This window comes from Pirellulales bacterium (assembly GCA_035533075.1).
Lineage (GTDB): Bacteria > Planctomycetota > Planctomycetia > Pirellulales > JAICIG01 > DASSFG01.
In genome coordinates, this window is the sequence record DATLUO010000064.1 from 22039 (window position 1) to 44997 (window position 22959).

Below are 22959 nucleotides of genomic sequence, written 5' to 3' on the forward strand. Positions count from 1 at the left end.
TCCAGCACGGAGCAGTGCGATGCCGAACGTCAAACTATCCCAGAGCAGTCAAGCCTTTGTTCCAGGCATTCACCCGCAGCCAGGTGGATGCGCGCACGGCGAGGGACGCTCTTTCGGAATCCAACCGATCGGCGTTATCTCCGAAGATGCCTTAGCAGCAGCGCAGCAGTCGCCCACAGTCGCCACCATCCGGCGTCGACAGTTCATCCAGGTCTCGCCCGCTGAAATCGTGGTGACGGGCATTGCCCGCGCAACACCGGACTCCGTCACGCTCCACGTAGAGGGAACGATCGGCGCCGCCCCCCACAACTTCGACGTGACGTTTGCGCTCGACATGCCAAACGAGCGGCTTGTCGTCACGCTCAACCAGGCGCGGCCGGCTGCTTGCCGCGGGTCGTGGACCTGCCGGACGGCGAACCACCCACACCAACTCGTGCGCGTCGATCGCGAAGACGATCAGCCGATCCACCGCGAACTGGAAGACCGCTTGCTGGCGGTAATTGTCGAGCGACTGGCAGGTTGCGATGCGGTGTTGATTTCGGATTATCGCAAAGGCGTATGCACGCCGCGGTTGTTGAAACGGCTCATTTCGGCGGCCGCGCGGCGGCGGATTCCTACGCTTGTCGATCCCGCTCGCGACGTCGATTACGGGCGTTACCACGGGGCAACCTTGCTCAAGCCGAATCGTTTGGAGGCGCAAATCGCCAGCGGGGCAACAATCTGCTCGCCCAGCGATGCCCTGGCCGCCGGCCGACTGCTCTGTGAGCGGTCCCGCGTCGAAACCGTGCTGGTTCGCGGCCGGCTGGTTTTTGTCCAGATCGGCGCCGCGGAGCACAGTCATCCGCCGCTCGATAACGTCGTCGACCTGCGCGGCAAGACCGACCACCGGCAGTTGATCCGGCTGGTCTACCACTCGTCGGGTGTGTTGACCGGCGTTTCTTACCCCATGCACCTGGCCGCGGCTGTGCCTTGTAGACCGCTTGCTCCGCAAGCGGAACCCGCCTCGCCCAATCGACAAGCGTTCCATGAAGGGAGAGATCCGACGCAGATTCCGCGCCGTTCCGCTCACGGAGTGAGCGGGCTACGCCTGCGCCCCTGCGTGGTGATCAACGGCGGCCGAGAACCGCCGCACTGGGAACAGTACCCCGGCCACCAGTTCCTGCACACCATCGGGCGCGCTCGATTGTTGCGCCACCGGCGGCTGCTGGAAGTCGCGCGTCGTGCCGCTCGGCGACGGCGATCACAAAGACCACGATCTCTGCCGTCAACCCATTGGCGGCTATCCGCGCTGCATGTGGCTGATTTCGCCCGGTGAGGTTATCCACGCCATCGAACGCTGGCTGACGTGCGAGTGAAGATCCCCTGAATGCGACCCTTATTTCCAATTGCCTCCGATGTCGACCATGTATATCGCTTGCAATAACACGATGCCCCGCGGCTATTTCCTGGGCGACGTCCTGACCGTGATCAAGACCGCCTGGATGCTCGTCGAGAATGAGCCGCACGAGCACATCGTGTTGTCGCTGCACGATCGCGAGCCGCTCAATTTTCTCTGGGACAAGTTCATCGCCGAGAATCGGGTCACCGTCATTCGGGACCGCTGGGAGCAGGGAAACCGCGACGCGCAGTACGCGGCGTTTGGCGATCGATTGACCAGTCATCCAGCGATCGCTCGATTTTCTTCGCGAGCTGCCGCTGGCCGGCCTGCAATTCCACGTCGATTCGCACGGCGACCTGGCGATCAACCCCGATCTTCGCCGGCGCGTCGAGGCAATCGCGCCCGATGTTTGGCAATTCGCCGGCCACGTTCCTCAAGGCCGGATGTGCGACCGGCATGCGCAGCTCATGGCGGTCGGGGCCGACGGCACACTCTACGAGTGCGTCACGAAGGCCTACCGCAACCTCGACCCGATTTGCAAGGTACACGGGGCGGTCCTCTTGGCCGACCTGCCGCGGCGCGTCGACTATTGCGATGTGCCCTGCTTTGCCATCTGCGATCACGTCAAGCATGTGCCGGAGGCCGCAACCCATCCGCCGGAGGCTGTATGCGACGCGCATTGATTACGGGCTACACCGGCCAGGACGGCTCGTATTTGGCCGAGTTGCTCCTCGACAAAGGCTACGAAGTTTTTGGCCTGGTCCGCCGCCGCGCCACGCCGGGCGACCAGAACGTGGCCCAGTTGGCCGGCCAAGTCACCGTGCTCGACGGCGACATGACCGATCAGGCGTCGCTGTTCGCGGCGGTCGAGCGATCGCAGCCCGACGAGGTCTATAACCTGGCGGCGCAAAGCTATGTGGGCGCGAGCTGGGCCCAGCCCGAGGCCACGGCCCAGGTCACGGCGCTGGGCGCGCTGAGGCTGCTGGAAGCCGTGCGCCTGGTTCGGCCCACGGCGCGCTTCTACCAGGCCGGGTCGAGCGAAATGTTCGGCCTCTCGCCGCCGCCTCAAGACGAGGCCACGCCCTTCCATCCGCGCAGCCCGTACGGTGTGGCCAAAGTCTATGCCCACTGGGCCGCGGTCAACGCTCGCGAAAGCTATGGCTTGTTCGCTTGTTCGGGCATCCTGTTCAACCACGAGTCGCCGCGCCGCGGCCCGGAGTTCGTCACGCGCAAGCTCGCACGCGCGGCCGCGCGCATCAGCCTCGGCCGCCAGCGCGGCGTATCGCTGGGCAACCTCGATGCTCGGCGCGATTGGGGATTCGCCGGCGACTACGCGCGGGCGATATGGCTCCTGCTGCAACAGGACCAGCCTCGCGATTTCGTCATCGGCACGGGAGAAACACACCGCGTCCGCGAGTTCGCCGAGCTGGCCTTCGCGCACGTCGGCCTCGATTACCGCGATCACGTCGAGCGGCAACCTTCGCTGGCGCGCCCGGCCGAAGTGCCGGCGCTGCGCGCCGGTCCGTCGCGCGCGCAGCGTCAGCTTGGCTGGCAGGCGGAGATTTCGTTCACGCAACTGGTGGCCATGATGGTCGAACACGAGCTGGCCGCCGGCCGTGACGGCCTCCCCCCTCATTGAAAAGGAGACATGACATGCCGGGTACACCTCAGCCAATCGATCGAGCCATCGCGGCCCACCAGTGCGGCCGTCTGGAAGTCGCCGATCAGAGCATAGTCTTCGATGCGTAAGGGCATGGCGGGCCTGTTCTCCGGGGCACGTAACGGGGATAAACCCATCATAGCCGATCGAGAAAAACACGCTTGTTCCTGCGGAACTTCTTGGCTCCTCGCCAAAGCGGGCGCCCCAGCAGGCAAATGCAGCCACTTAGCAGACATGTCAGCGTTGACGGTTCGGGTACCGTTGCAGCGGGCAGAAAATCGCGTGAGAAACGACGGCAAACTAGCTCTGCGCGCGATCGTAGTATTCGTCGGAGGAGATCAACTGGGCGATGACCAACTCATCGCTTTCTCCGCGATCGATTTCGCCGGCAAAATAGGCCGCCACGGCGGCGCCGGCCGGGCGGTCCATGAATTGCTCAAACAGGGCGTCGACGCGAATGCGACGGTATTCCTCGCTCGAAAAGACGACGGCCGCCGCGTCGGAAGCCGTCAGGCCGCGGTCCATCAGGCCCTCGAAATAGGCCAGGCTGCCCGCATCGATCGGGCGGCCGAGCGCGTCGTGAAAGAGGGCTCTTAAAAAGCCCGCATTGCTGCCGCCCCCCTGCGTTTGGAAGTACTCCTGGGAGCCGACCAGCGCCTGGGCCATTCCCTCAATCGTTCCGCCGCCGTAAAGATACGCCGTCCAGAATTGAATGCCGGCCGCATCCGGGGCACGGCCCAGATACTGCTGGTAGAGCGCCTCCACCGTGTCGCGCTGAAACTCTTCGGGGAAGGCCAGCTTGACGATGTCGTAGGCGACCTGCGAGCGGCTCTGGCCCTCGCGGAGAAAGCCCACCCAAAAGTCGCGGCCGCCCGGCTCGGCCAGCCGGCCGAACAGATCGCGATAGATCTCCTGAATGTAGTTCTGGTCCGCCGTTCCGACCGTTCCCTCCGCGAGCAGCTCTTCGCGGATCGTGGCCGTCGCACTGACGGTGGCCGTCGTGGCGCCGCTGGTCGCCGGGCCCGCCGTCTGCTCGATGCTGACCTGCACGCGGTAATGCCCTTCGTCGAGGTACTCGTGCGAGCCCGTTACCGTATATTGTGGTGTAGGCGTCCCGCCTGCGTCGCCCGATGAGATTGCCACCGTGCCCGCCGAAGTCGCGCCGTCACCCCAGTTGATGGCGGCGGTAAAATCAGCGGCCGGCAAGGAACCGTCTCCAACCGTGAAAGTAGCTACGGTCACGCCGCTAGGCTCGCTGCGTTCATTGCCGGTCACGGCCGCCGCGGTGGCGTCGATGCCGACTCCGCCGCTTGTCGTGGCGCTGGCAATGATCGCGGTATCGGTCACCGTGGCGTCGGGCGCCGCATCGTGGTGCAAAGTAACCTGAATGGCGAACGTTCCGTCGTTGGAGTAAGCGTGCTGGCCGGTCAGGCTGAAGGTAGAACTGCTGGCATCGAGCGAGAGCGCTGTGTCGGTGGTGGTCGTGCCGTCGCCCCAATCGATCGTGGCTGAGTAGTCGGCAAGCGCCTCCGGGCCACCGGGATCAGTAAATACCGCCAGCGTCTGAGTTGCTGCCGCGCTGGCTTGCGTGGCCAAATAGGTGAAGCCGCCCGTGCCCACCAGCGCCGGATCGCTGACCGCCGCGGTATCGCTCACCGTCACGTCGGGCGTCGCTTCGTGGTGCAGCGTGACGTGAACGGCGTAATTTCCTTCTTCGGCGTAGGGGTGCTGGCCGCTGACGGTCAAGACGTGTGTTTCGGGATCGACCGAGAGTGAACCGGGCGTGGCACTACTACCGTCGCCCCAGTCGATCGTGGCCGCATAGTTCGCCGGGGCCTCGGCGCCGCCAGGATCGGTGAAAGTGGCCACCGTTTGCGCGCCGGCGGTGCTGCCCTCGGTGGCCGAATAGGTGAAGCCGCCCGTGCGCGCCAGCGCGGGATCGCTGACCGCCGCGGTATCGCTCACCGTGACGTCGGGCGTCGCTTCGTGGTGGAGCGTGACGTGAACGGCGTAATTTCCTTCTTCGGCGTAGGCGTGCTGCCCGCTGACGGTCAAGACATGTGTTTCGGGATCGACCGAGAGGGACCCGGAGGTGGCGCTGCCGCCGTCGCCCCAGTCGATTGTGGCCGAGTAGTTGCTCAGCGGCTCGGCGCCGCCAAGATCCGTTAGGGTCACCAGCGTCTGGGCGGCCGCCGTGCTTCCTTCGACGGCGGAGTAGCTGAAGCCGCCGGTGGCCACGACGGCCGGATCGCTGATCGTCGCCGTGCCGGTCGCCGTCGCGGTGGCACCGCTGGTGTCGGCGAGGGCCACCGTGACCGACTTCGTGCCTTCCTCGCTGTACGTGTGCGAAGCGGAAACGGTGTAGATGCCCGCCGACAAGGAGACGGAACCGGCCGATGTCGAACCGTCACCCCAGTCGATCGTGGCGGCCATCGCGCTCGGTTCGGGTGAGCCGTTGGCCACGGTGAAGGTGGCGAGGGCGACGTTCGTCAGCGGCGAGGATTCGACGCCCGCGATCGGCAAGCCCGCTCCGCTGATGGTTTCCGCCGCGGCAATACGGCTCTCATTGCCTAACTTGGCGGTCGCTCCGCCCGTGTCATTGACGATAACTGCGACAAAATCCGTTCCAGAGTTGGCATACGTGTGTTGACCGACGACGCCGAAGGCGCTGGTTTGCGTGCCGAGGCCGACGACGCTGCCGCTGGAAGTCGAGCCGTCGCCCCAATCGATGGTCGCCGTGTAATCGCTTGACGCGGCGGTCGAGTCGGCATCGGTAAACACTCCCACCACGGCGTTGACCGCCGCGTTTTGCGTGGCGTCGATCGGGATGGTCGGTAGCGCCGTCAGCGACGCGTCGGGGGCCGTGGAGACCTGGGCAACGTCGGTGACGTTCAACTGCAGGCCGTCGTTGCGGACCAGCGAGACGGTCACGCTATACGTGCCAGCGTTCGTATAGTCCCCGTTGCCCAGCACGTCAAAGTGCGTTTTGTCGGTCGCGTCGTAGGTCACCAGACCGGCGGTGCTGTGGCCGTCGCCCCAGTCGATCGTGGCCGTGTAGTCGCTTGGCTGGTCTTGGGGGTTCACGTCGCTGATGACGGCCACGGCCGCGCTGAATGCGACGTCGGCCTGCGCTTGGAGGGTTGTCCCCGTGGAGGTAGGCATGACCTCCACCGCGGCCGTCGCCGTCACGGCGGCCGTCGCGCCGCCTTTGTCCGTAATCGTGACGGCAATCGGCAATGAGCCGCTCGCTTGATAGGTGACCGATCCCGATACGTCGAACTGGCCGGCCACCGTTGGGTCGATGCTCACCGTGCCGGCGGTGGTCTGGCCGTCGCCCCAAACAATCTGGGCCGTGAAGTCGCTCGTTTGGGCTGTCGGATTGGCGTCGTTGAAGTACGCCACCTCGCCGGAAAACGCCACGGCCTCCAAGGCGGCCAGCGGCACGGCCGTGGCCGTGGCCGTGGCCGTGAGCGGGCCGTCGCTGGCGGTGGCAGTGGAACTGAGCGTGGCGACGGCGCCGCCGGCGACGCCGATGGCGATCTTGACCGGATAGCTTCCCTCCTCGGTGTAGGTCGTACTGCCCATGACGCTGAACTGGTTGGTGCTGGCGTCGAAGACAACCGTGCCGGCGGTGGTCTGGCCGTTGCCCCAATCGATGGCCGCCTGGAAGTCGCCCGCGCCAAAACCCGGCGTGGAAAGAGTGAAGGTCGCCACGGCACCGCCGAAGGCAATCGCCTCCGTCGCCTGAATCGCCGTAGCGGTCGCTTGCACCGTTGCCCCGGCCACCACGGCGCTACCAGCGGCAGCAGCATTGCCGCCGCCCGTGTCGAGGATTGACACGGTCACAGGCAACGTGCCGGCGTTCAGATAGGTGTGCGTGCCGCTGACTTCGTAGCCGCCGCCGGCAGCGGGCGCAATCGAGCCGTCGCTGCCGTTGCCATCACCCCAGAGGATTGTCGCGACAAAATCCGCGGCCGTGCTGGCGGCGTTCTGGTCGGCGAAGCTCGCGACGACGCCGGAGAAGGGCGCGGCCATCGCCGCGGACAAGGTCGTGCCTGTCGCCGTCAGGCTGGCGTCGGCGACATTGGCGACCACGCGCGCCTGCTCCGTGGCGCCTCCGTTGTCGGTGATGGTGACCGTGACAAGATACTCTCCGGCCGTGGCGTAGGTATTGGTTCCCGTAACCAGGTAGCGATTGAAGTTGCCGGGACCGGCGGCAATCGCGCCGGCGGAGGTTTGTCCGTCGCCCCAATCAATCGTGGCGGCGTATTCGTCGAGCGTGCCAAACGGATTGCCGTCGCTGAAAGAAGCGACCACACCGGTGAAGGCCGCCGCCTCAGTGGCGGAAACCTGCACGCCGGAAACATCCAGCGGCGCGTCGCTCACGTTGGCCGCACTGTCGGCCGTCGCCGCGGCGCCCGCGCGGGCCACCTGAACGGTCATGGAAAATGAGCCTTCCTCGGCGTAGGAGTGCGCCGCCGCCACGTCGAACTGGCCGGGCACGCTCGCATCGGCGCTGATCGCGCCGCTCGAGGTCTGGCCATCGCCCCAGACGATGATCGCCGTATAGTCGGCTGCCTGGTGGTCGGGGCTGGAATCGGTGAAGGTGGCGATGGCGCCGCTTATAGCGGCCTGCTCGACCGCTTGCAGCGTGACGCCTGCGGCGGTCAAGGGCGAACTGTTGTTGGCGATCACGTCGGCACTGCTGGCGGCCATCGCGGTAGCGCCGCCCGCATCGAAGATCGATACGGCAACCTGGTAGGTCGCCGCCTGAGCGTAAGTATTTATGCCGACCACCTGAAAGCTTCCGCCCGTGCCGGCTTGCACCAGGCCGAGCGATTTATGGCCGTCGCCCCAATCCACCAACGCGGTGAAGTCGCTGGCGGTTCCCGCCGCGTCGCTGTCCGTGAACGTCGCGACCACGCCGGAAAACGCCACGTTCGCCGTCGCGGCGACCGTTTCTCCGCTTGCCGCGAGTGCGGCATCGGGCGTCGCGCTGACGGTCATCGTGCTTGCTGCTGACGCGGCGCTGCCATCCTTGTCGGCGATGCTGACCGCCAGGTTGAGCGTTCCGGCCGAGGCGTAGACGTGCGACCCCAGCACGTCAAAGCCGCCGCCTGCGTCGGCGACGATGGTCCCTGCGGAATCTTGTCCATCGCCCCAGGCGATGTTGGCCGTGAAGTCGCTGGCCGTGCCCTGCGGGTTCGCGTCGGTAAAATGCGCGACGGTGCCAACAAACGTTGCTCCCGCCACGGCCGTTACGCTTTCTCCTGCTGCCGAGAGGGCCGCGTCGGCGACGTTCTGCGAGGCCGCCAGGGAAGGCTGGTTGATGATCGCGGCGATTCCGTTGGCCGCCCCAATCACCAGGTCGCGCACGCCGTCGCCGTTGACGTCGGCCAGCGACACGAAATTGTTGCTATTGCCGTATTGCACGAACGTGGAAGCCGTGGAGTAGCGCAGCGGCGGCTGGAACGTGCCGTCGCCGTTGGGTCGCAGCACGGCCACGGCGCCGGCGCCATCGACCGCCACCAGGTCCGTCTTGCCGTCGCCGTACAGGTCGCCGGCCACATATTGCGAGGACGGCATGCCCAAGGCCGACGTGATCGGCGCTTGGAAGGTGCCGTCGCCATTGCCGAGCAGTACTTCGACGGAGCCGTCGGTCGTGCCGACGGCCACGTCGAGCTTGCCGTCGCCGTTGAAGTCGCCGAGTGTGAAGGCGATCGGATGATTGAACAAATCGACATTGGCAAGCGGGCCGGTGACGATCGGTGGTCCAAAGCCGCCTTTGCCGTCGCCGAGCTCGACCTGCACAAACGGCTGGCGTTGAATGGGATCTTCGCTATACGTAACCAGGTCGCGTTTGCCGTCGCCGTTGATGTCCGCCGCGCGCAGGACCGTGACCGTGGTGTTGTAGATGTTCACCAGCGGCGTGCTGCGCGGCGCTTGAAAGGTGCCGTCGCCGTTGCCCACGAGCAACACGCGCTGCGGACTGAAAGTGAAGCTGCTATCGGAGACGTCGGCCACGATGTCGGGGATGCCGTCGCCGGTGAAATCGCCCACGGTAAAGCCATTCACCACGCTGCGGAATCCCTGCTGCTTCTCGGCGTCGGTGCGGAAATCGTACTGGTTGGTTTGGAACGTGCCGTCGCCGTCGTTCACCAGCACCAGGGCATATTCCGAGAAGTCTGGCGCACCCTGCACCGCCACGAGGTCGGGTTTGCCGCTGCCGCGCAAGTCGACCGCCAACGGCGGCCCCGCGGTAACTCCTCCGTGCGGCAAACTATAGACGCGGCCGGCGCGGAGCGTGCCGTCGGCTTGGCCGAGCAGCACGCCGAAGGTGGCACCCGAAACGTTGAAATCGGTCGACCTGGTGAGCAGATCCGTCCGCCCATCGCCCGTCACGTCGGCGGCGGCCATGGTGATAAGTGATGAGCCGCTAATGGTCGCCGTCGCGTACACGGGGCCTGTCTGGAACGTGCCGTCGCCGTTGCCGAGATACAGGTGGACGGCCCTCGGGGAGAGGGCGAAGTCGAGCTTGCCGTCGCCGTTAAAATCGGCCACCAGCGCGCCGCCGGTTCCCTGAAATCCGGTATCGATCGTTTGGCCGGTGCGGAACGTGCCGTCGCCGTTGCTGAGAAGCACGGTCACCACTTCGCTGGTGCTCGGCTCGGTGGTCACGAGCAGATCGGCCTTGCCGTCTTGGTTGAAGTCGCCCGCTGAAACGGAGTCGACCACCGACGCGGTAAAGACGCTGACGGCCGGCTGGAACGTGCCGTCGCCGTTGCCGAGCAACACGTATACACCGCCTATGGCGGCGACCGCGATGTCCGGCTTGCCGTTCCCCTTGAAATCGCCGACCGTCGCCCCTTCCAGGCCGCTGCTGGCGACGGTGTAGCTTAGCGGCGTCTGGAACGTCCCGTCGCCGTTGCCCAGGAACACGAGCACCTGACTGACGTAGGCTTGACCTTGCAAGACTGCCGCGCTCGCCGGCACCAGCAGGTCGAGCTTGCCGTCGCCATTCAGGTCGGCCACGACGGGAGCGCCGCCCGTTCCGTTGACCGTGTACGACCACGAGGTCGTAAACAAGCCGTGGCCGTCGTTGAGCCAAACGGCCAAGGACGTGGTGTTGGTCGAAAAGTCATAGGCGGAGCTCACCAGGTCGGGCTTGCCGTCGGCGGTGAAGTCGCCGGTGGCTGCCGCCCTGGCGCCCACGCTGTTCCAGGTGGTGGCCGGCTGATAGCTGCCGTCGCCGTTGCCCGCGAAGAGCGACGTGCCGGTCACGAGGTCGGGCTTGCCGTCGCCGTTGAAATCGGCCGAGAGCAGGGCCGGGCCCGTTTGGCTGGCGTCGCTGGCGGCAAAAACCTTGGCGCTCTGATACGTGCCGTCGCCGTTGCCGGCAAGGACTTCGACGCCCACGACGCCGCCCGTCACCGCCACGTCGCTGTGGCCGTCGCCGTTGAAGTCGGCGGTCGCCAGGCCGGTGACGACGCTGCCTGTCGCGGTGACCTTGCCGTTGACGAACGTGCCGTCGCCGCGACCCAACAGGATGCTCACGGACCCATAACCGTTGGAATTGGAACTCATCGCCAGGTCGAGGTTGCCGTCGCCGTTGAAGTCTCCGGCGACCAGGCCCCCAGCTCCGCTTGGAACGGCAAACGACACGGGCGCCGCGAACGTGCCGTCGCCCTTATTCCGCAGCACGGTGACGCCCGAACCGAATACGTCGCTCCCCGCCGGCGTTCCCCCGTCGGCGACCGCGATGTCGAGCTTGCCGTGGCCGTAGAAATCGCCCAGAGTGGTCGCCCCGAAAGCGACTCCGGCGTCGTACGCGAGCGGCGACTGGAAGGTGCCGTCGCCGTTGCCCATGAGCGTGGCCAGGCGCGTGCCCGGCGCCGCCGGCGAACCGTCGAACGCCACCAGGTCGAGCTTGCCGTCGCCATTGAGGTCTCCCACCGCGGCGACCGAGAGGCCGCTGGCGACCTGCACTGCGGTGCCGAACGTTCCATCGCCCAGGTTGGGCAAGAGCCAGGTAGCGACCGAGGTCGTGGCGAGGACGATGTCGGGCTTGCCGCCCGAATGAAAGTTGCCGAGAAACACTTGCGACGTGATCTGCTGGGTCTCGGCACCGTAGGTGACGCCGCTGGCGAAGGTGCCGTCGCCGTTGCCGATGAAGACCTGCGCGCCGCCTCCGCCAGCCACCACCAGGTCGAGCTTGCCGTCGCCATTCAAGTCGGCCACGGCCTGCGAGACGATCGGCTGCGCGCCGGTGTCGAACGCCACGCCGGCCTGGAACGTGCCGTCGCCGTTGCCCAGGAAAATCATTCCGGAGGCGGCGATGTCGGGCTTGCCGTCGCCGTTGAAATCGGCGATGGCGATCGAGTCCACCGGCTGCGGATCGCTGGCCGGTATCGTGATCGTTGTCGGGCTGGCGAACGAACCATCGCCATTGCCCAACAGCACCAGCAGTTCCGACTGGAACGAACCCGGTGTGGTTTGGTACAAGCGTCCGACCACCAGGTCGAGCTTGCCGTCGCGCCTGAGGTCGCCGCTGGCCATCACCGACCACGCGCCCTCGTAGGCGGAGCGGGGCGCTTGCAGGCCGGTGATCTGTGCCGTTGGCTGGCTGGCTGAGGCCGCGACGGCCTGGCTGCCACCCTTGTCGCTGATGACGACGTGAAGGGCGTCGTTGCCCGCTTCGGCGAAGGTATGGCTGGCCGTGACGTGGAACCGCCCGCCGCCGTCGGCCACGACCGTCCCGGCGGAGGCCGCCGTGCCGTCGCCCCAGAGGACGCTGGCGGCAAAGTCGGAGGCCGGGGCTGTGCCGTTGGCATCGGCGAATGTGGCCACCGTGCCGCCAAACGCGATCCCTTCGACGGCCTGGATCGGCACGAGCGTCGCTTGGAGCGGAGCGTCGGCCACGTCGATCGTGTTGACCGCCGCCAGGTGGACCAGCGCGTTACCGGCGGCGGAATCCGCCACCAGTGAAGTCGTGCCGTCGGGGCTGACGCCGATCTTCAGCGCCGTGCCATCGGCCGCCGTCGTGTCCACAGGCGTGACGCCGTCGGCCCCCAGCAGCGTCAGCGAAAACATACTGCCGAACAGACCGTCGAGCGGCAGCTTCAAGGCGTCGCCTTCGAGCGTGACATCGAAGGAAAGCGTGCCGCCGTAGGTCAGCGCCTGCGTCAGCTCGTTGAGAATGCTCGTGTTGGCAAGCTGAACGGTATTGGCAAGCGAGCCGGATGCCGCGCCGGTGAGCGTGGCATTGCCAAGCGTGCCCGCGCCGCCGGCGAACTGGCTGATGACCACATCGGCCGCTTGTGCATCCGGCAATGCGCCGGGATTGAACTGCAAGTCGACAAAACCGGCGGTGCCTGCCAGGGATGACGTGTCAATCGTGACCTGGTAGTCAGCCGCCCTCACCCCGGCCCTCTCCCGGAGGGAGAGGGAGGAACCCGACGCGCTGGCCACGCTGCCGTCCGTGTCATGCACCGTTACTGTGACCGGAAATCTGCCGTCCTCGGAGTAGGTGTGCCCGCCGCTGACGTTGAAGCTGAACCCTCTCACGCTGTTCGAGGTGATGGTGCCGACGCTTGTCGTGCCGTCGCCCCAGTCAATGGTGGCGGAGTAATCGGCGGCGGCGCCAGTGTCGCTGTCGGTGAACGACGCCACCACTCCGCTGAACGCCGCGCTCTCGGTCGGTTGGAAGGGGACGTTGGTCAGGTGAATTACGCCGGCACCCTGGGCGTCGATCCGGGCCACAAAGGCGGTCGTTTGCTGCGACGAATAATAGGCCGGAATGTCGCTCTGCGGCTGGGCGGCGTCGAAGGTGGGAAAGTCGCTCGAGGTTGTGAAGCCGGTCACGTAAGCCCCGCCGCCGGGTGTGACCGCGACGGCTTTGCCCCAATCCGTGCCGCTGCCGCCCAGGAACGTCGAGTAATCGAGCGCGCCGCCGCTGGCGTTGATGCGTGCCAGGAAGGCATCGCCTCGGCCCAACGAGTCGTAGTAGTTTCCTTGCGTCCTGGTATCGCCGCCGAACACCGGTTGCACGGCGTGCAGCGTGGGAAAATCGGCCGAGCCGGCCTGACCGGTCACGTAGGCGTTGCCCGCCGCGTCGACGGCGATGCCGCTGCCAACATCCGGTCCGCTGCCGCCCAGGTAGGTCGAGTAGACGAAGCTCGATCCGTCGGGGCTGAGTTTGGTGACAAAGGCGTCGCCCGCGACAAGTCCGCTCTCCTGCAGTCCATTGGCGTCAAGCCCAATGCCGCCGAAGGAGGATTGCAGCGCGTTGGCGGTCGGAAAACTCGTCGACATGGTGGTGCCGACGACATAGGCGCTTCCCGCGGCGTCGACCGCGATGCCGTTGCCGACGTCGTTCCCGCTGCCGCCGAGATAAGTCCAATAATCGAGCGCGCTGCCGCTCGTGTCGATCTTGGCCACAAAGGCGTCGAACTGGCCGCCACCGAACGTCGCTTGCGCGGCGTGCAGCACCGGTTCGTTGGGCGGCGACGCCGAGGGGTCGCTATACTTCGCATTGAACACGTTGCCGGTCAGGTAGGCGTTGCCTGCCGCATCGACCGCCAGGGCATTCACCCATGCTCCCGGTGTCACTCCCTCGCCGTACGCGACATATTCCGTGCCGGGCACATAGGTCGCGTAGAGGACGCTGTCGCCTGCCGGACTGAGCTTCTCTAGAAAGCCGCCTGAGGGTGTTGCCGATAGCGCCCCAGCGGTCGTGTGGTAATGCGGGGAGAAATCGTACCCGGCCACGTAGATGTTGCCTGTGGAATCGAGCGCGACCCCGGCGGCCGACAAAGCGTCGGCAAGGTAAGTCGAGAAGACGAACCCGCTGCCATCGGCCTTCAACTTGGCGAGGAAGACGGTGGGGGTATCGAACAGAGCCGGCAGCGGGTTCACGAGCGGAAAGTCGGCCGAGTAGGTCTGGCCGGCGATCACCGCCTCGCCCGCGGCATCCACCGCGATGGCGCTGCCAAAGTCGCCGACGACGCTGCCAGCGATATCAAACGTGCCGCTGCCGCCGAAATAAGTCGAGTACACCAGCGCGCCCGATGAATCGTACTTCGTCACAAAGGCCACGTAGGATCCGGCCAGGAGGTCGGGCGGCGGGCCAAACCCGCCCAAGGTCGGAAAGTCCAACGACGCCGTCTGGCCGGTCAGGTAGACGTTGCCCGCGCCATCGACGGCGATGCTATTTCCCTGATCGTAGTGGCTGCCGCCCAGATAGGTTGAAAACACCAGCACCGGGTCGATGACCAGCGGCTGGCTGGCGTCATAAGCGCCGACGCGGAAACCGACCGAGCCATCGGCCTCGATCACATAGCCGCCCGCGACCGCCAGACGAACGCCGTTCACCTCTTGATACAGCACGGGCGATTGTTCCGTTACATCTCCCGCCGCCGTGTGCAGCACCAGGTTGCCGGCCGTGTCGACGCTGACGCTCTCGGCGCCCTGAATCGACAGCCGGATCAAGTTCGGATCGGCGCCCGGCGCCACGGTAAAGTCGTACTCCAGCCGCGCCGTGGCCGAGCTGTGGTAGTCGAGCGTGATGCCGGGATAAACGTCGCGATACTCGACCCGCGCGTACGACGTGGCGCCCGTCTCCCATTTCGAGGGGTCATTGCCAACCAGATAATTCGTCTTGCCCGACAGCGGATCGAGCCCGATCGGCTCGGCCGAGGCGTTGGCGCCCACCAGGGCCAACTGCACGACGCTGGGCGCATACGAACCCGAAGCCGCGTAGGGTGGGACAAGCGAGCTTGCGAGCGCCGGCCCACCATCCGTGTTTCCGGTTGGCGTCGATTTCGGCGGGTCGAGGGTCAGCACGGCTTCGGTTGAGGTGAGAAATAGCGAATACCCCGCGCCTTGCGATACGAACCGCGCCTGCGAGTCGGTCTGCCCGACGTTGGCGACGAAGCCTGCGCCGGCGCCGCCCAGCGCCGGCGTGGCGCCGACCGGCGTCGCCGCGCCGAACGGCCCATCGATGACCGTTACCTTGTAGCTAAACTTCGCCAGGCTGGGGTCGCTGAACTGAAGCGTCACGTCGGCCGACTGGCCGGGCGACAACTGGCTCACCTGGAGAAGGTGATATGCCTCGCCGGAAGGAAGCACGCCGTCGGCATTGGCCAGCGTGACTCCGCCGGGCAGTCCCTTGACAATCAGGTAGAATGGTCCCTTCAGCGTTACACCGCCGAGGTTGAGCACGCTTCCCGACGAACTGACCACTCCGCTCTTGGGGTTGACTTTCCCGCCCAGCCCCACAACTTTGACTTTCTTGGTGACGTCGGGCAGCACATCGACCGTGTCGGTCATGGTCGCGGCGTCGCCGGTGTCGTCGCTGAGCGTGACAACCGGTTGTTTGTTGCCAGCTTTGGAGTAAACGTGGCCCGAAGAGGAGACGACAAGGTGCGCGTTGCTGATGGCGACTGCGGCGGCGTCAGGCTTGCCGCCGTCGCCCCAATTGACCGTGGCCGTGTACTCGCTGGTTCCGGTTTCCACACCGTGCGGCACCTGGAACGAGGCGAGCGTGAGCGGGCCGGTGGCAAAACCTTGGAAGGCGGTGAGCGTGGCCGAAGGCGGCAACGGCACCGGCGGCTCGTCTTGAATCTGAGCGTTGCCGCTGGCCGTTACCTGACTGCCGCCCGCGTCGAGCACGCGCACGGAAATCGCCATGGCCGCCTCATCCAAATACGTATGAGCGCCGATCACGTCTAAACCGTTGTTGTACTGGGCCCCGATTTCGAACAACGGCTCGGGCTTGCCTCCCCCACTCGACACAAGATTGAGCACCGCCGAGCCGCTACCGTCTCCGGACACGGCGAGCAAGTTGATGAAGCCACCGGAGACGGCCGGTGGGTAAAGTTGGAAGCCCAGGCCGCCGGTGAAGCCGGTGCCGATCTTCAACAGCGATGTGGCCTTCACGGTCGCGCCCATCTGCACCTGGTAGAGCGTCGAGGCGCCTTTGGCGTCGGTGGCAACGGCGAAAAAGAAATTACTTGCTAGGTAGGTGAACCCGGTGACCGAGAAGCTGCCCAGGCTGCCGACCTGCTTCACCGCCCAAGTCTTGGGATCGATGGAGAACAAGGTCGAGCTGCCCCCGCTGACCGCGACCGCGTAGAGGTTGCCGTCTTGCCAGTCGTAGGCCAGGCCGCCGGTGAAGTTACTGCCTAGATACGCGAGCTGCGAAACAGTCTGTTTGTCCGGATCGAGTAGGTTGAGGAACGACTCGCCGGAATCGTTGTTGCTGAGCGCATACAGTTTAAAGTTCGCACCCTCCGCAACTCCACCGCGAAAGTCGGGCGTGAGCTTTAGCAGGGGGGTTGGCGGAGGCGGATTGTTTGTTCGGTAGTCGATCGACAGCAAATAAGGCGTTCCCGCGTCGGGTCCGGTCGAGACATTGCCGATGCCCAACAACCCGCGGTCCGGCGTCCAGACGAGCGCGCCGGTGCCGTCGAAGGCCACCTGTCCCACCGTGGAGGAGCTGCCGTCGCCCCAGTCGATGTTCGTTTGGTAATCTTTGGGCTCGCCATTGGGATCGCTGTCGCTAAACGTGGCGACCGTGCCATAAAATGGAAGCCCTTCCGCCGGAGCAATGGTGTTGTTGCTCGCTGTCAGCTTGCCGTCTTCAATCTGGGCGTCAAGGGTGACTTTTGCCGAGGCGCCGCCGACGTCGTTGATCGTCACGCTGACAGTGTAGCTGCCTTCTTCCTCGTAGGCGTGTTCGCCGGTTACAGTAAAACCGCCGCCGCCCCCTGTGATCGTGCCGGTCGCCGGATCGGTCTTATCGCCCCAATCGATGGTGGCCTTGTACACACCGGGCTGAGCGTTCGGGTCTGCGTCGGTAAAGGTGGCCAAGGCGGCGGTAAAGTCCTCGCCCTCCGCCTTGACGTCGCCGGCAATATCATTCGCCTGGGCTGTCAGGGGCCGGTCGCTGACATAGGCGACGTTGATCTTCGACACCGCCTGCTCGAATTGCGGCTGGTCCGGGTTGCCTTGCAGTTGCGGACTGTTGTCGGCCCAGAGCGGATAGAGAATGTTCTGCGCGAAGGCCAGACCGGTGTAGTCGTTGTACTGGTTGCGTTGTCCCGCGCTATCGAGCCCCAAATCGGTGGCGTTGGAGCTGCCGGGGCTCACCTGGATGTTGGTGGAGAAGCTCTTCCCGCCTTGCGTGCTGACCGCGGCGAAAAACTGGGCCTTGACGTTGCTTGGGTCGTTGCGCGTGTCATACCAGGAAACCCCGACGTTGCCCGTGCTCTCATCGACGGCGATGCCGGGAAAAAACTTGCTGCTTGTGCTGGTGTCGTCGTTCACCTTGACTGGATCGCTCCAGGTTTTGGCCTGATCGTCGGAGTAACGGACAAAGATATTGGTCACAGCGCTGCCCACGGCATCCGAGCCGGTATAAACGACGTAGATGCGGCCCTTATGGCCGGCGTCGCTGGTATCGATCGCCACGTTCGCCCCAGCATGGACCTTCCGGTCCGCCTGGGCGGGAATGGCGAGCTGTCCACCGACATTGGTATCGGTGACCTTGGTCGGCGCCCCAAACGCGCCCGGCGCGCCGCTGGCATTGAAGCTGGCATAAACGGCCGACGGACCCACGCTCCCGGTCGGACTTTGATAGATGAGCACGACGTCGCCGGTCGCGCCGATCGCCAGGTAAGCGAGGTTGGCGCCCGCGTCAACCATCGCTTGCGGAGTGCCGAATGGGCCGATGGCGCCGGCGCCCAGGGCGCGCACCGCGCCGCTCACCGCGGCCCCGACGACCGTGATCGCATGCGTCGGCGAGTTGTTCTGGTAAGCGACCCACACGCTGGCGTCCTTGCCGCCTTGACCCGGACCGGTCGCCAGCGACGGCTTATCGACGCCGCTTGCGTCGCTGAAGGTCGTGAGTTGCGTAAAGCTTTGCCCGCCGTCGCTGCTGATCGCGACCACGATCAGCTTGTTTGTTATGTCGAGGTAGGTGAGGAACAGGTTGCCGTACTGGTCGAAGGCGGCAATCGGGTCGCAGCAAGCTTCCGTCAGGCCGTCCGAGCCGTCGGCCATCGGGCGGCTCGTCCAACTGTCGCCGCCGTCGGTGCTGTATGCGGCGAACAGGCCGAGTCCCTCCTCGTTGGAGGCCGCGAAGAGCTGCTTCGGATCGTGCGGGTTGATGGCGATCGTACCCTCGGCCTGGTTGCCCGGCAGCTTGCTGATATCGAGCGCGTTGGTGGTGCTGCCGCTCACATCGTGTACGTTGTCGTGTACCGTAACCTGGACCGGATAGCCGCCTTCTTCGGCGTAGGTGTGCGTCGCGCGTACCACATAGCCGTTGGTGGCGTCGCCGGTCGGTGTGACGCTGTCCGGCTTGGAGCCGTCGGCCCAATCGATGGTGACGGTGAAGTCCGTGGCGGAGAGGTTCGGATCGGGATCGGTGAATTTGGCGATCGTGCCTTGAAAGGTCTGGCCTTCGCTGGTCGTGGGCGGCGTGACGGTTACTTTGGGCGTGTCGGCGAGCACCTGGGCGACGGCGATGCGGGCAACCGCCGCGTCGTAATTTGGCAGGTCCGGGTTTGCGCCCAAGGCGCGACTGTTGTCGGCCCAGGCCGGGTAAAAGAAGCCGTTGGCGAAGGCCGCCCCTTCGTAATCGCCGAAATCGATGTCGCGGGAGTTCGCCGGGTTTTGCAGCACGTTGTCGTCGTCGGAACTGCCGATGCTGATCTGGACGTTGGCCGAGAAGGTGTTGCCGCCGTCACCGCTGACGGCGCCGAAGAGTTGAGCATCGTCGTTGGGGAGCTCTCCATCCGTGTCGCCGCCAGGCGCCACGCCGGGATCGTTGCGCGTATCGTACCAGGAGACTCCGACGCTACCGGTGCTCGGGTCGACGGCCACGCTGGGCCAGAAGTGGCTCGCCCCGCCGCCGTCGTCGTTGACCTTCACGGGGTTGCTCCACGTCGTGCCGTTGTCGTCGGAATAGCGAAGAACGATGTTCGTGTTTTGGCTCCCGACCGCGGGAGAGTCGGTGTAGACCAGGTAGACACGGCCCTGGTGGGCGCTTTTGGGAGACCGGTCCCACGCCAGACGCGGCAAGGCATCAATGCCCAGCCGGACGCCAGCCACGACGGAATCGTCCTGGGCGTTGATCGGCAGATCGGCGCCAACATTGGTGGCCGTGGTGTGGCTCCCGGCCGGTGTCGACGGGGCGGGGACGACGATGGCCGGATTAAAACCGCCCGCCAGGCCACTCGGATCCAGATTGACGAACACCTCGGACGGGCCCGGGCCGGAGGCGGCATCCATGTAGCTGACCAGTACCTGCCCGTTCGGGCCGACGTCGATTCCGCCAAAGTTCCCGAGCACGGGTCCGGCGCTCCCCGCTGGGCCAGGGGCGGTCGCCACGGGAAGAAAGGCACCGATACTCCCAATTCCCCCAGCACCGCTCACCGGACCGCTCACCGCTGCGCCGGTGACGTTGATGTGATCCGTGGGCGTATTCGATTCGAAGGTCACCCACACGCTGCCGCCCACGCCCCCGATTCCAGGACCGACCGCGACGGAGGGTTGGTCGACTCCGCCGGCGTCGGGGAACGTGGCCAGTGGACTGAAGGTTTTGCCGCCGTCGGAACTGACAACCAGCACCACCGCGTTGACTCGAGCGTTGATATAGACCAGGAAGAGGTTGCCGAACTGGTCGAAGACCGCCTTGGGATCGCCACCGCTGCGAATCAGCGGATCGTCCCCGTCGCCGATCAAGTGATCGCGCGGGTCGGTCGGCGACCAGGTTTTGCCGCCGTCGGTGCTATAGGCCGCGAAGATCCCGATGCCCGGATTGGTTGCCGTGGGCGGAGCATCATGATTCGAGGCGAGGAACAGGCGCTCGCTGTTGTTCGGATCGACGGCGATCGTGGTTTCACTTTGGTTGCCGCCCATCTGGCTGACGTCGACGTTCGTCGTCACGTCGGCGTCATGAACGGTTACCACGACGGGATAGCTCCCCAGCTTCGCGTAGGTGTGACTGCCCATCACCACAAAGGGCGTATCCGGCCCGCCCGGCTGCACGATGCTGACGTTCTGGTCGTTGGAGTCGCCGTCTCCCCAATTGATGCGCGTGCCGCTGAAGTTCGCCTTGGGATCGGGAGCGACAAAGGACGCCACCGGACCGAAGAACGGCACGCCCAGTGAGGCGTTTACCGGCAAGGCCGTCACGCGCAGCGGCCCGCTGAGCCGCGCCACAAAGGCCGAAGTGACCTGCTGAGATAAATCAAGGACATTAGCGCCGCTGGGGTAGAAGTAGCTATCCGCGTTGTTTATGCTTGTGTAGCCATCGAATTGACCTGCTGGTCGATTGAATCCGCTCTGAACCGCGTTGGCCGTTGTGGGAAAGTCGGTGGAGTCGGTGGTGCCGACCACGTAAGCATTGCCCAGGCGGTCCAAGGCGACGCCGTACGCCACGTCGTTACCGGTGCCGCCGAGGTAGGTCGAGTAGAGCAGCGCTGAGCCGCTGGGATCGAGCTCGGCGACAAAGGCGTCGAACGGCCCCGGGAAGCCGTAGCCCTCGTCGGGCGGCTCCGGCGAGTGCTGCGCCTGGATGGCATCGACCACGGGGAAATCCGTCGTGGCCGAGCTGCCGACAATAAAGGCGTCGCCAGCGGCGTCGACGGCAATGGCATGCGCAAAGTCCCCGAAATCGAACGGGTAGGTGTGGCCGTCGTGCGTGGTCTGAATGACGCCCGTGCCGCCGCCCAAATAGGTTGAGTAAACGAGCTTGGAGAAGTCGCCGGCGAGCTTCGCCACGAAGCCGGCGGCGCTGCCAAAGTTTTGAACACCGTCGCCCGGCTTGGTGGTTTCGAGAGCGCCAGGCGTCGTGGGAAAGTTCGTGCTAAAGGTGGTTCCTGCCAGGTAGACGTTGCCGGCGCCGTCCACCGCCACGCCTTCGCCGAAATCGTCGTGATTCCCGCCCAGTCGCGCCGCGGCGAGCTGCGATCCGTCCTTCGCCGAGAGCTTCGACACATAAGCGTCGTTCCCGCCTAGCGACTCCTCGACGAACGTGTAATTCCCGAGCTGCGTATCGAGCGTTGTCCCGGCGAAGAAGACGTCGTCCGTGGTGTCGAGCGCGATGGCGTTGCCAAAGGTCCCCGCCGAGCCGACGTAGTCCTTCCAGTCGAGGCTGCCGCCAGGGGCGATGCGCGCCACGAATGCCTGATGACCGCCGCCGTTGAAGCCGGAAGTCCCGACCACATAGGCATTGCCGGCTGGATCGACGGCAATTCCGTTTCCCTGGGCGGGGATCACCGCGTCCGGATGATAAGCGTTGAAGTAATACGTATCGTAGACATAACTGGAATAGGCGAAACCGCTGCCACTGGGAAGAAGCTCGGCCACGAACGCGAGCGGGGTGTCGGCTCTGGGGAGCTCAGACAAAGGCGGGGCGGACTGAAAGGCGTTCACGAGGGGTGAGTACCCGATCCAGTTGGTGACTTGGGCCGGCACGTTTTCAGCCGAGAACAGAAACGATCCGTACGTCGTGCTGCCGGTGACGTAGATGCTGACGTTTCCCTTGCCGTCGTCGTGAACGGCGATGCCATTACCCTGCGTCTCCGCAAAGTCATTGTGAGCGGGCTGGCCGCCCCAGTACGTCGAGAAGACGATGTTCCCGCTCTGGTCGAGCTTGGTCACGAAGACGTCGTATTCCCCAGTGAAACCGTTGCCGTTGAACTGGTCTTTTGTGGTCAGGGGGAAACTGTTGGTGCCGATCGCTCCCGTGACGTAGGCGTTGCCTCGGTTGTCGGCCGCCACGGCGTTGGCCGAAGCGAATCCGCCTGCGAAACCGAAGGCGCCGACGAAGGTCCCCGGCTGACCGAGATACGTCGCGTAGACCAGCACCGGGTCGATCACCAGCGGACGCGCGTGGTCGTAAGCGCCGACGGTGAAGCTCACCGTGCCGTCGTCGCCGATGACGTAGTTGCCGCTAAGCGCCTGGCGCTGGCCGCCATCGCCCTGATAAACGACCGGGGCGTGCTCGACCACGTCGCCCACGGCCGTGTGCAGCACGAGGTTTCCTTGGCCGTCAATCGTTATCTTGTCGGCGCCGCTGAAGCTGAGCTTGATGGCCGAAGGGTCGCCGCCGGGCGCGACGGTGAAATCGTATTCAAGCTGCTGGTTGTTGCCGTAATAGGTGAGATCGACGCCCGGATAGACGTCGTGATAGGCCACCTGGCCGTAGTTGGGCACATCGGTCAGCCACTTGGATTGATCGTTGCCGTTGAGGTAGTTGCTCTTGCTCGTCAGCACGTCCTGGCCGGTGACGGAGGCGCCGGGGGTCGCCCCCACGAGCGTCATGGTCAGCACGGCGCCGATGGCGGCGGGCGGCGTTGTAGGCGCGGGCGTGGCCGTCGTGGCCGCTGAAGCCGTCGTGGCCGACGTGGCGGCGTCGGCCGCAGTGGCCGTGGGTGCGGTAGTCGAGGGCAGGCTCAGCACCGCCTGGTTCGACGTCAGAAAGAGCGAGTAATCGCTGCCGCGTGCGATGTAGAGCGCCTGCGGATCGGTTTGCCCGACGTTCGGTTCGAACCGCATCGGCCCGTCGCCGTAACCGGCCAACAGAATCCGCCTCTCCAGCGGTTCGCCGCAGGCATGGAACAGCCGCTGATCCAAGCGGCCCAGTTTGCGTCGGCCCGCGGGCCATGCTCGGCGTTTCGATTTTCTTGAGCGGTTCATGAGAACCTCGTTGAAGGATGGAGGACGAAAGACACGACCCCATCGAGCTTGCCTCGATGGTGAAGGAGATGGTTGGTTACCGGCGGATGGGGTCTGCCGACCCCGAAGGGGTCGTATTCGATAGCCCAGGGCGCAGCGCAGCGGAGCCCTGGGTTGACGGCGCCCAAAAAGACCGTCAGCCCCAACGGGGCGCCATTCCGCGTGACGTGTGCCC

At 65.4% G+C, this 22959-nt stretch carries 6 protein-coding genes; 3 read left to right on the plus strand and 3 right to left on the minus strand.

The window, feature by feature from the left end:
* Window positions 1–19: 19 nt before the first annotated feature.
* Window positions 20–1315 carry a hypothetical protein gene (locus tag VNH11_08430; GenBank protein HVA46385.1) on the plus strand — a complete coding sequence of 432 codons (1296 nt, stop codon included), beginning with the start codon at window positions 20–22 and terminating at the stop codon, window positions 1313–1315.
* Window positions 1316–1587: 272 nt separating this feature from the next.
* Here the strand turns inward: VNH11_08430 and VNH11_08435 are convergent, their stop codons facing one another.
* Window positions 1588–1836, minus strand: coding sequence for a hypothetical protein (locus VNH11_08435; protein ID HVA46386.1), 249 nt, complete (start codon window positions 1834–1836; stop codon window positions 1588–1590).
* Window positions 1837–1845: 9 nt separating this feature from the next.
* Between VNH11_08435 and VNH11_08440 the strand changes: the two genes are divergently transcribed.
* Both VNH11_08440 and VNH11_08445 read left to right on the plus strand, forming a co-directional pair.
* Complete coding sequence (locus tag VNH11_08440; GenBank protein ID HVA46387.1) at window positions 1846–2061, plus strand: hypothetical protein; 216 nt, start codon at window positions 1846–1848, stop codon at window positions 2059–2061.
* Window positions 2046–3017 carry a GDP-mannose 4,6-dehydratase gene (locus VNH11_08445; protein HVA46388.1) on the plus strand — a complete coding sequence of 324 codons (972 nt, stop codon included), beginning with the start codon at window positions 2046–2048 and terminating at the stop codon, window positions 3015–3017. Before VNH11_08440 ends, VNH11_08445 begins: the two co-directional genes overlap by 16 nt.
* Here the strand turns inward: VNH11_08445 and VNH11_08450 are convergent.
* Both VNH11_08450 and VNH11_08455 read right to left on the minus strand, forming a co-directional pair.
* Window positions 3011–3133 (minus strand): hypothetical protein, encoded by a 123-nt coding sequence (locus tag VNH11_08450; GenBank protein HVA46389.1) that lies wholly within the window; start codon window positions 3131–3133, stop codon window positions 3011–3013. The genes VNH11_08445 and VNH11_08450 overlap by 7 nt on opposite strands.
* A 205-nt stretch (window positions 3134–3338) precedes the next feature.
* Window positions 3339–22745: an FG-GAP-like repeat-containing protein gene (locus tag VNH11_08455; GenBank protein ID HVA46390.1), complete on the minus strand. Its 19407-nt coding sequence runs from the start codon at window positions 22743–22745 to the stop codon at window positions 3339–3341.
* Window positions 22746–22959 lie beyond the last annotated feature (214 nt).

Bases quoted from the DNA above. Each gene is read 5' to 3' on its own strand.
- VNH11_08430 (HVA46385.1), top strand. From the start codon at position 20: ATGCCGAACGTCAAACTATCCCAGAGCAGTCAAGCCTTTGTTCCAGGC.
- VNH11_08435 (HVA46386.1), bottom strand. From the start codon at position 1,836: ATGCCGGTCGCACATCCGGCCTTGAGGAACGTGGCCGGCGAATTGCCA.
- VNH11_08440 (HVA46387.1), top strand. From the start codon at position 1,846: ATGGCGGTCGGGGCCGACGGCACACTCTACGAGTGCGTCACGAAGGCC.
- VNH11_08445 (HVA46388.1), top strand. From the start codon at position 2,046: ATGCGACGCGCATTGATTACGGGCTACACCGGCCAGGACGGCTCGTAT.
- VNH11_08450 (HVA46389.1), bottom strand. From the start codon at position 3,133: ATGCCCTTACGCATCGAAGACTATGCTCTGATCGGCGACTTCCAGACG.
- VNH11_08455 (HVA46390.1), bottom strand. From the start codon at position 22,745: ATGAACCGCTCAAGAAAATCGAAACGCCGAGCATGGCCCGCGGGCCGA.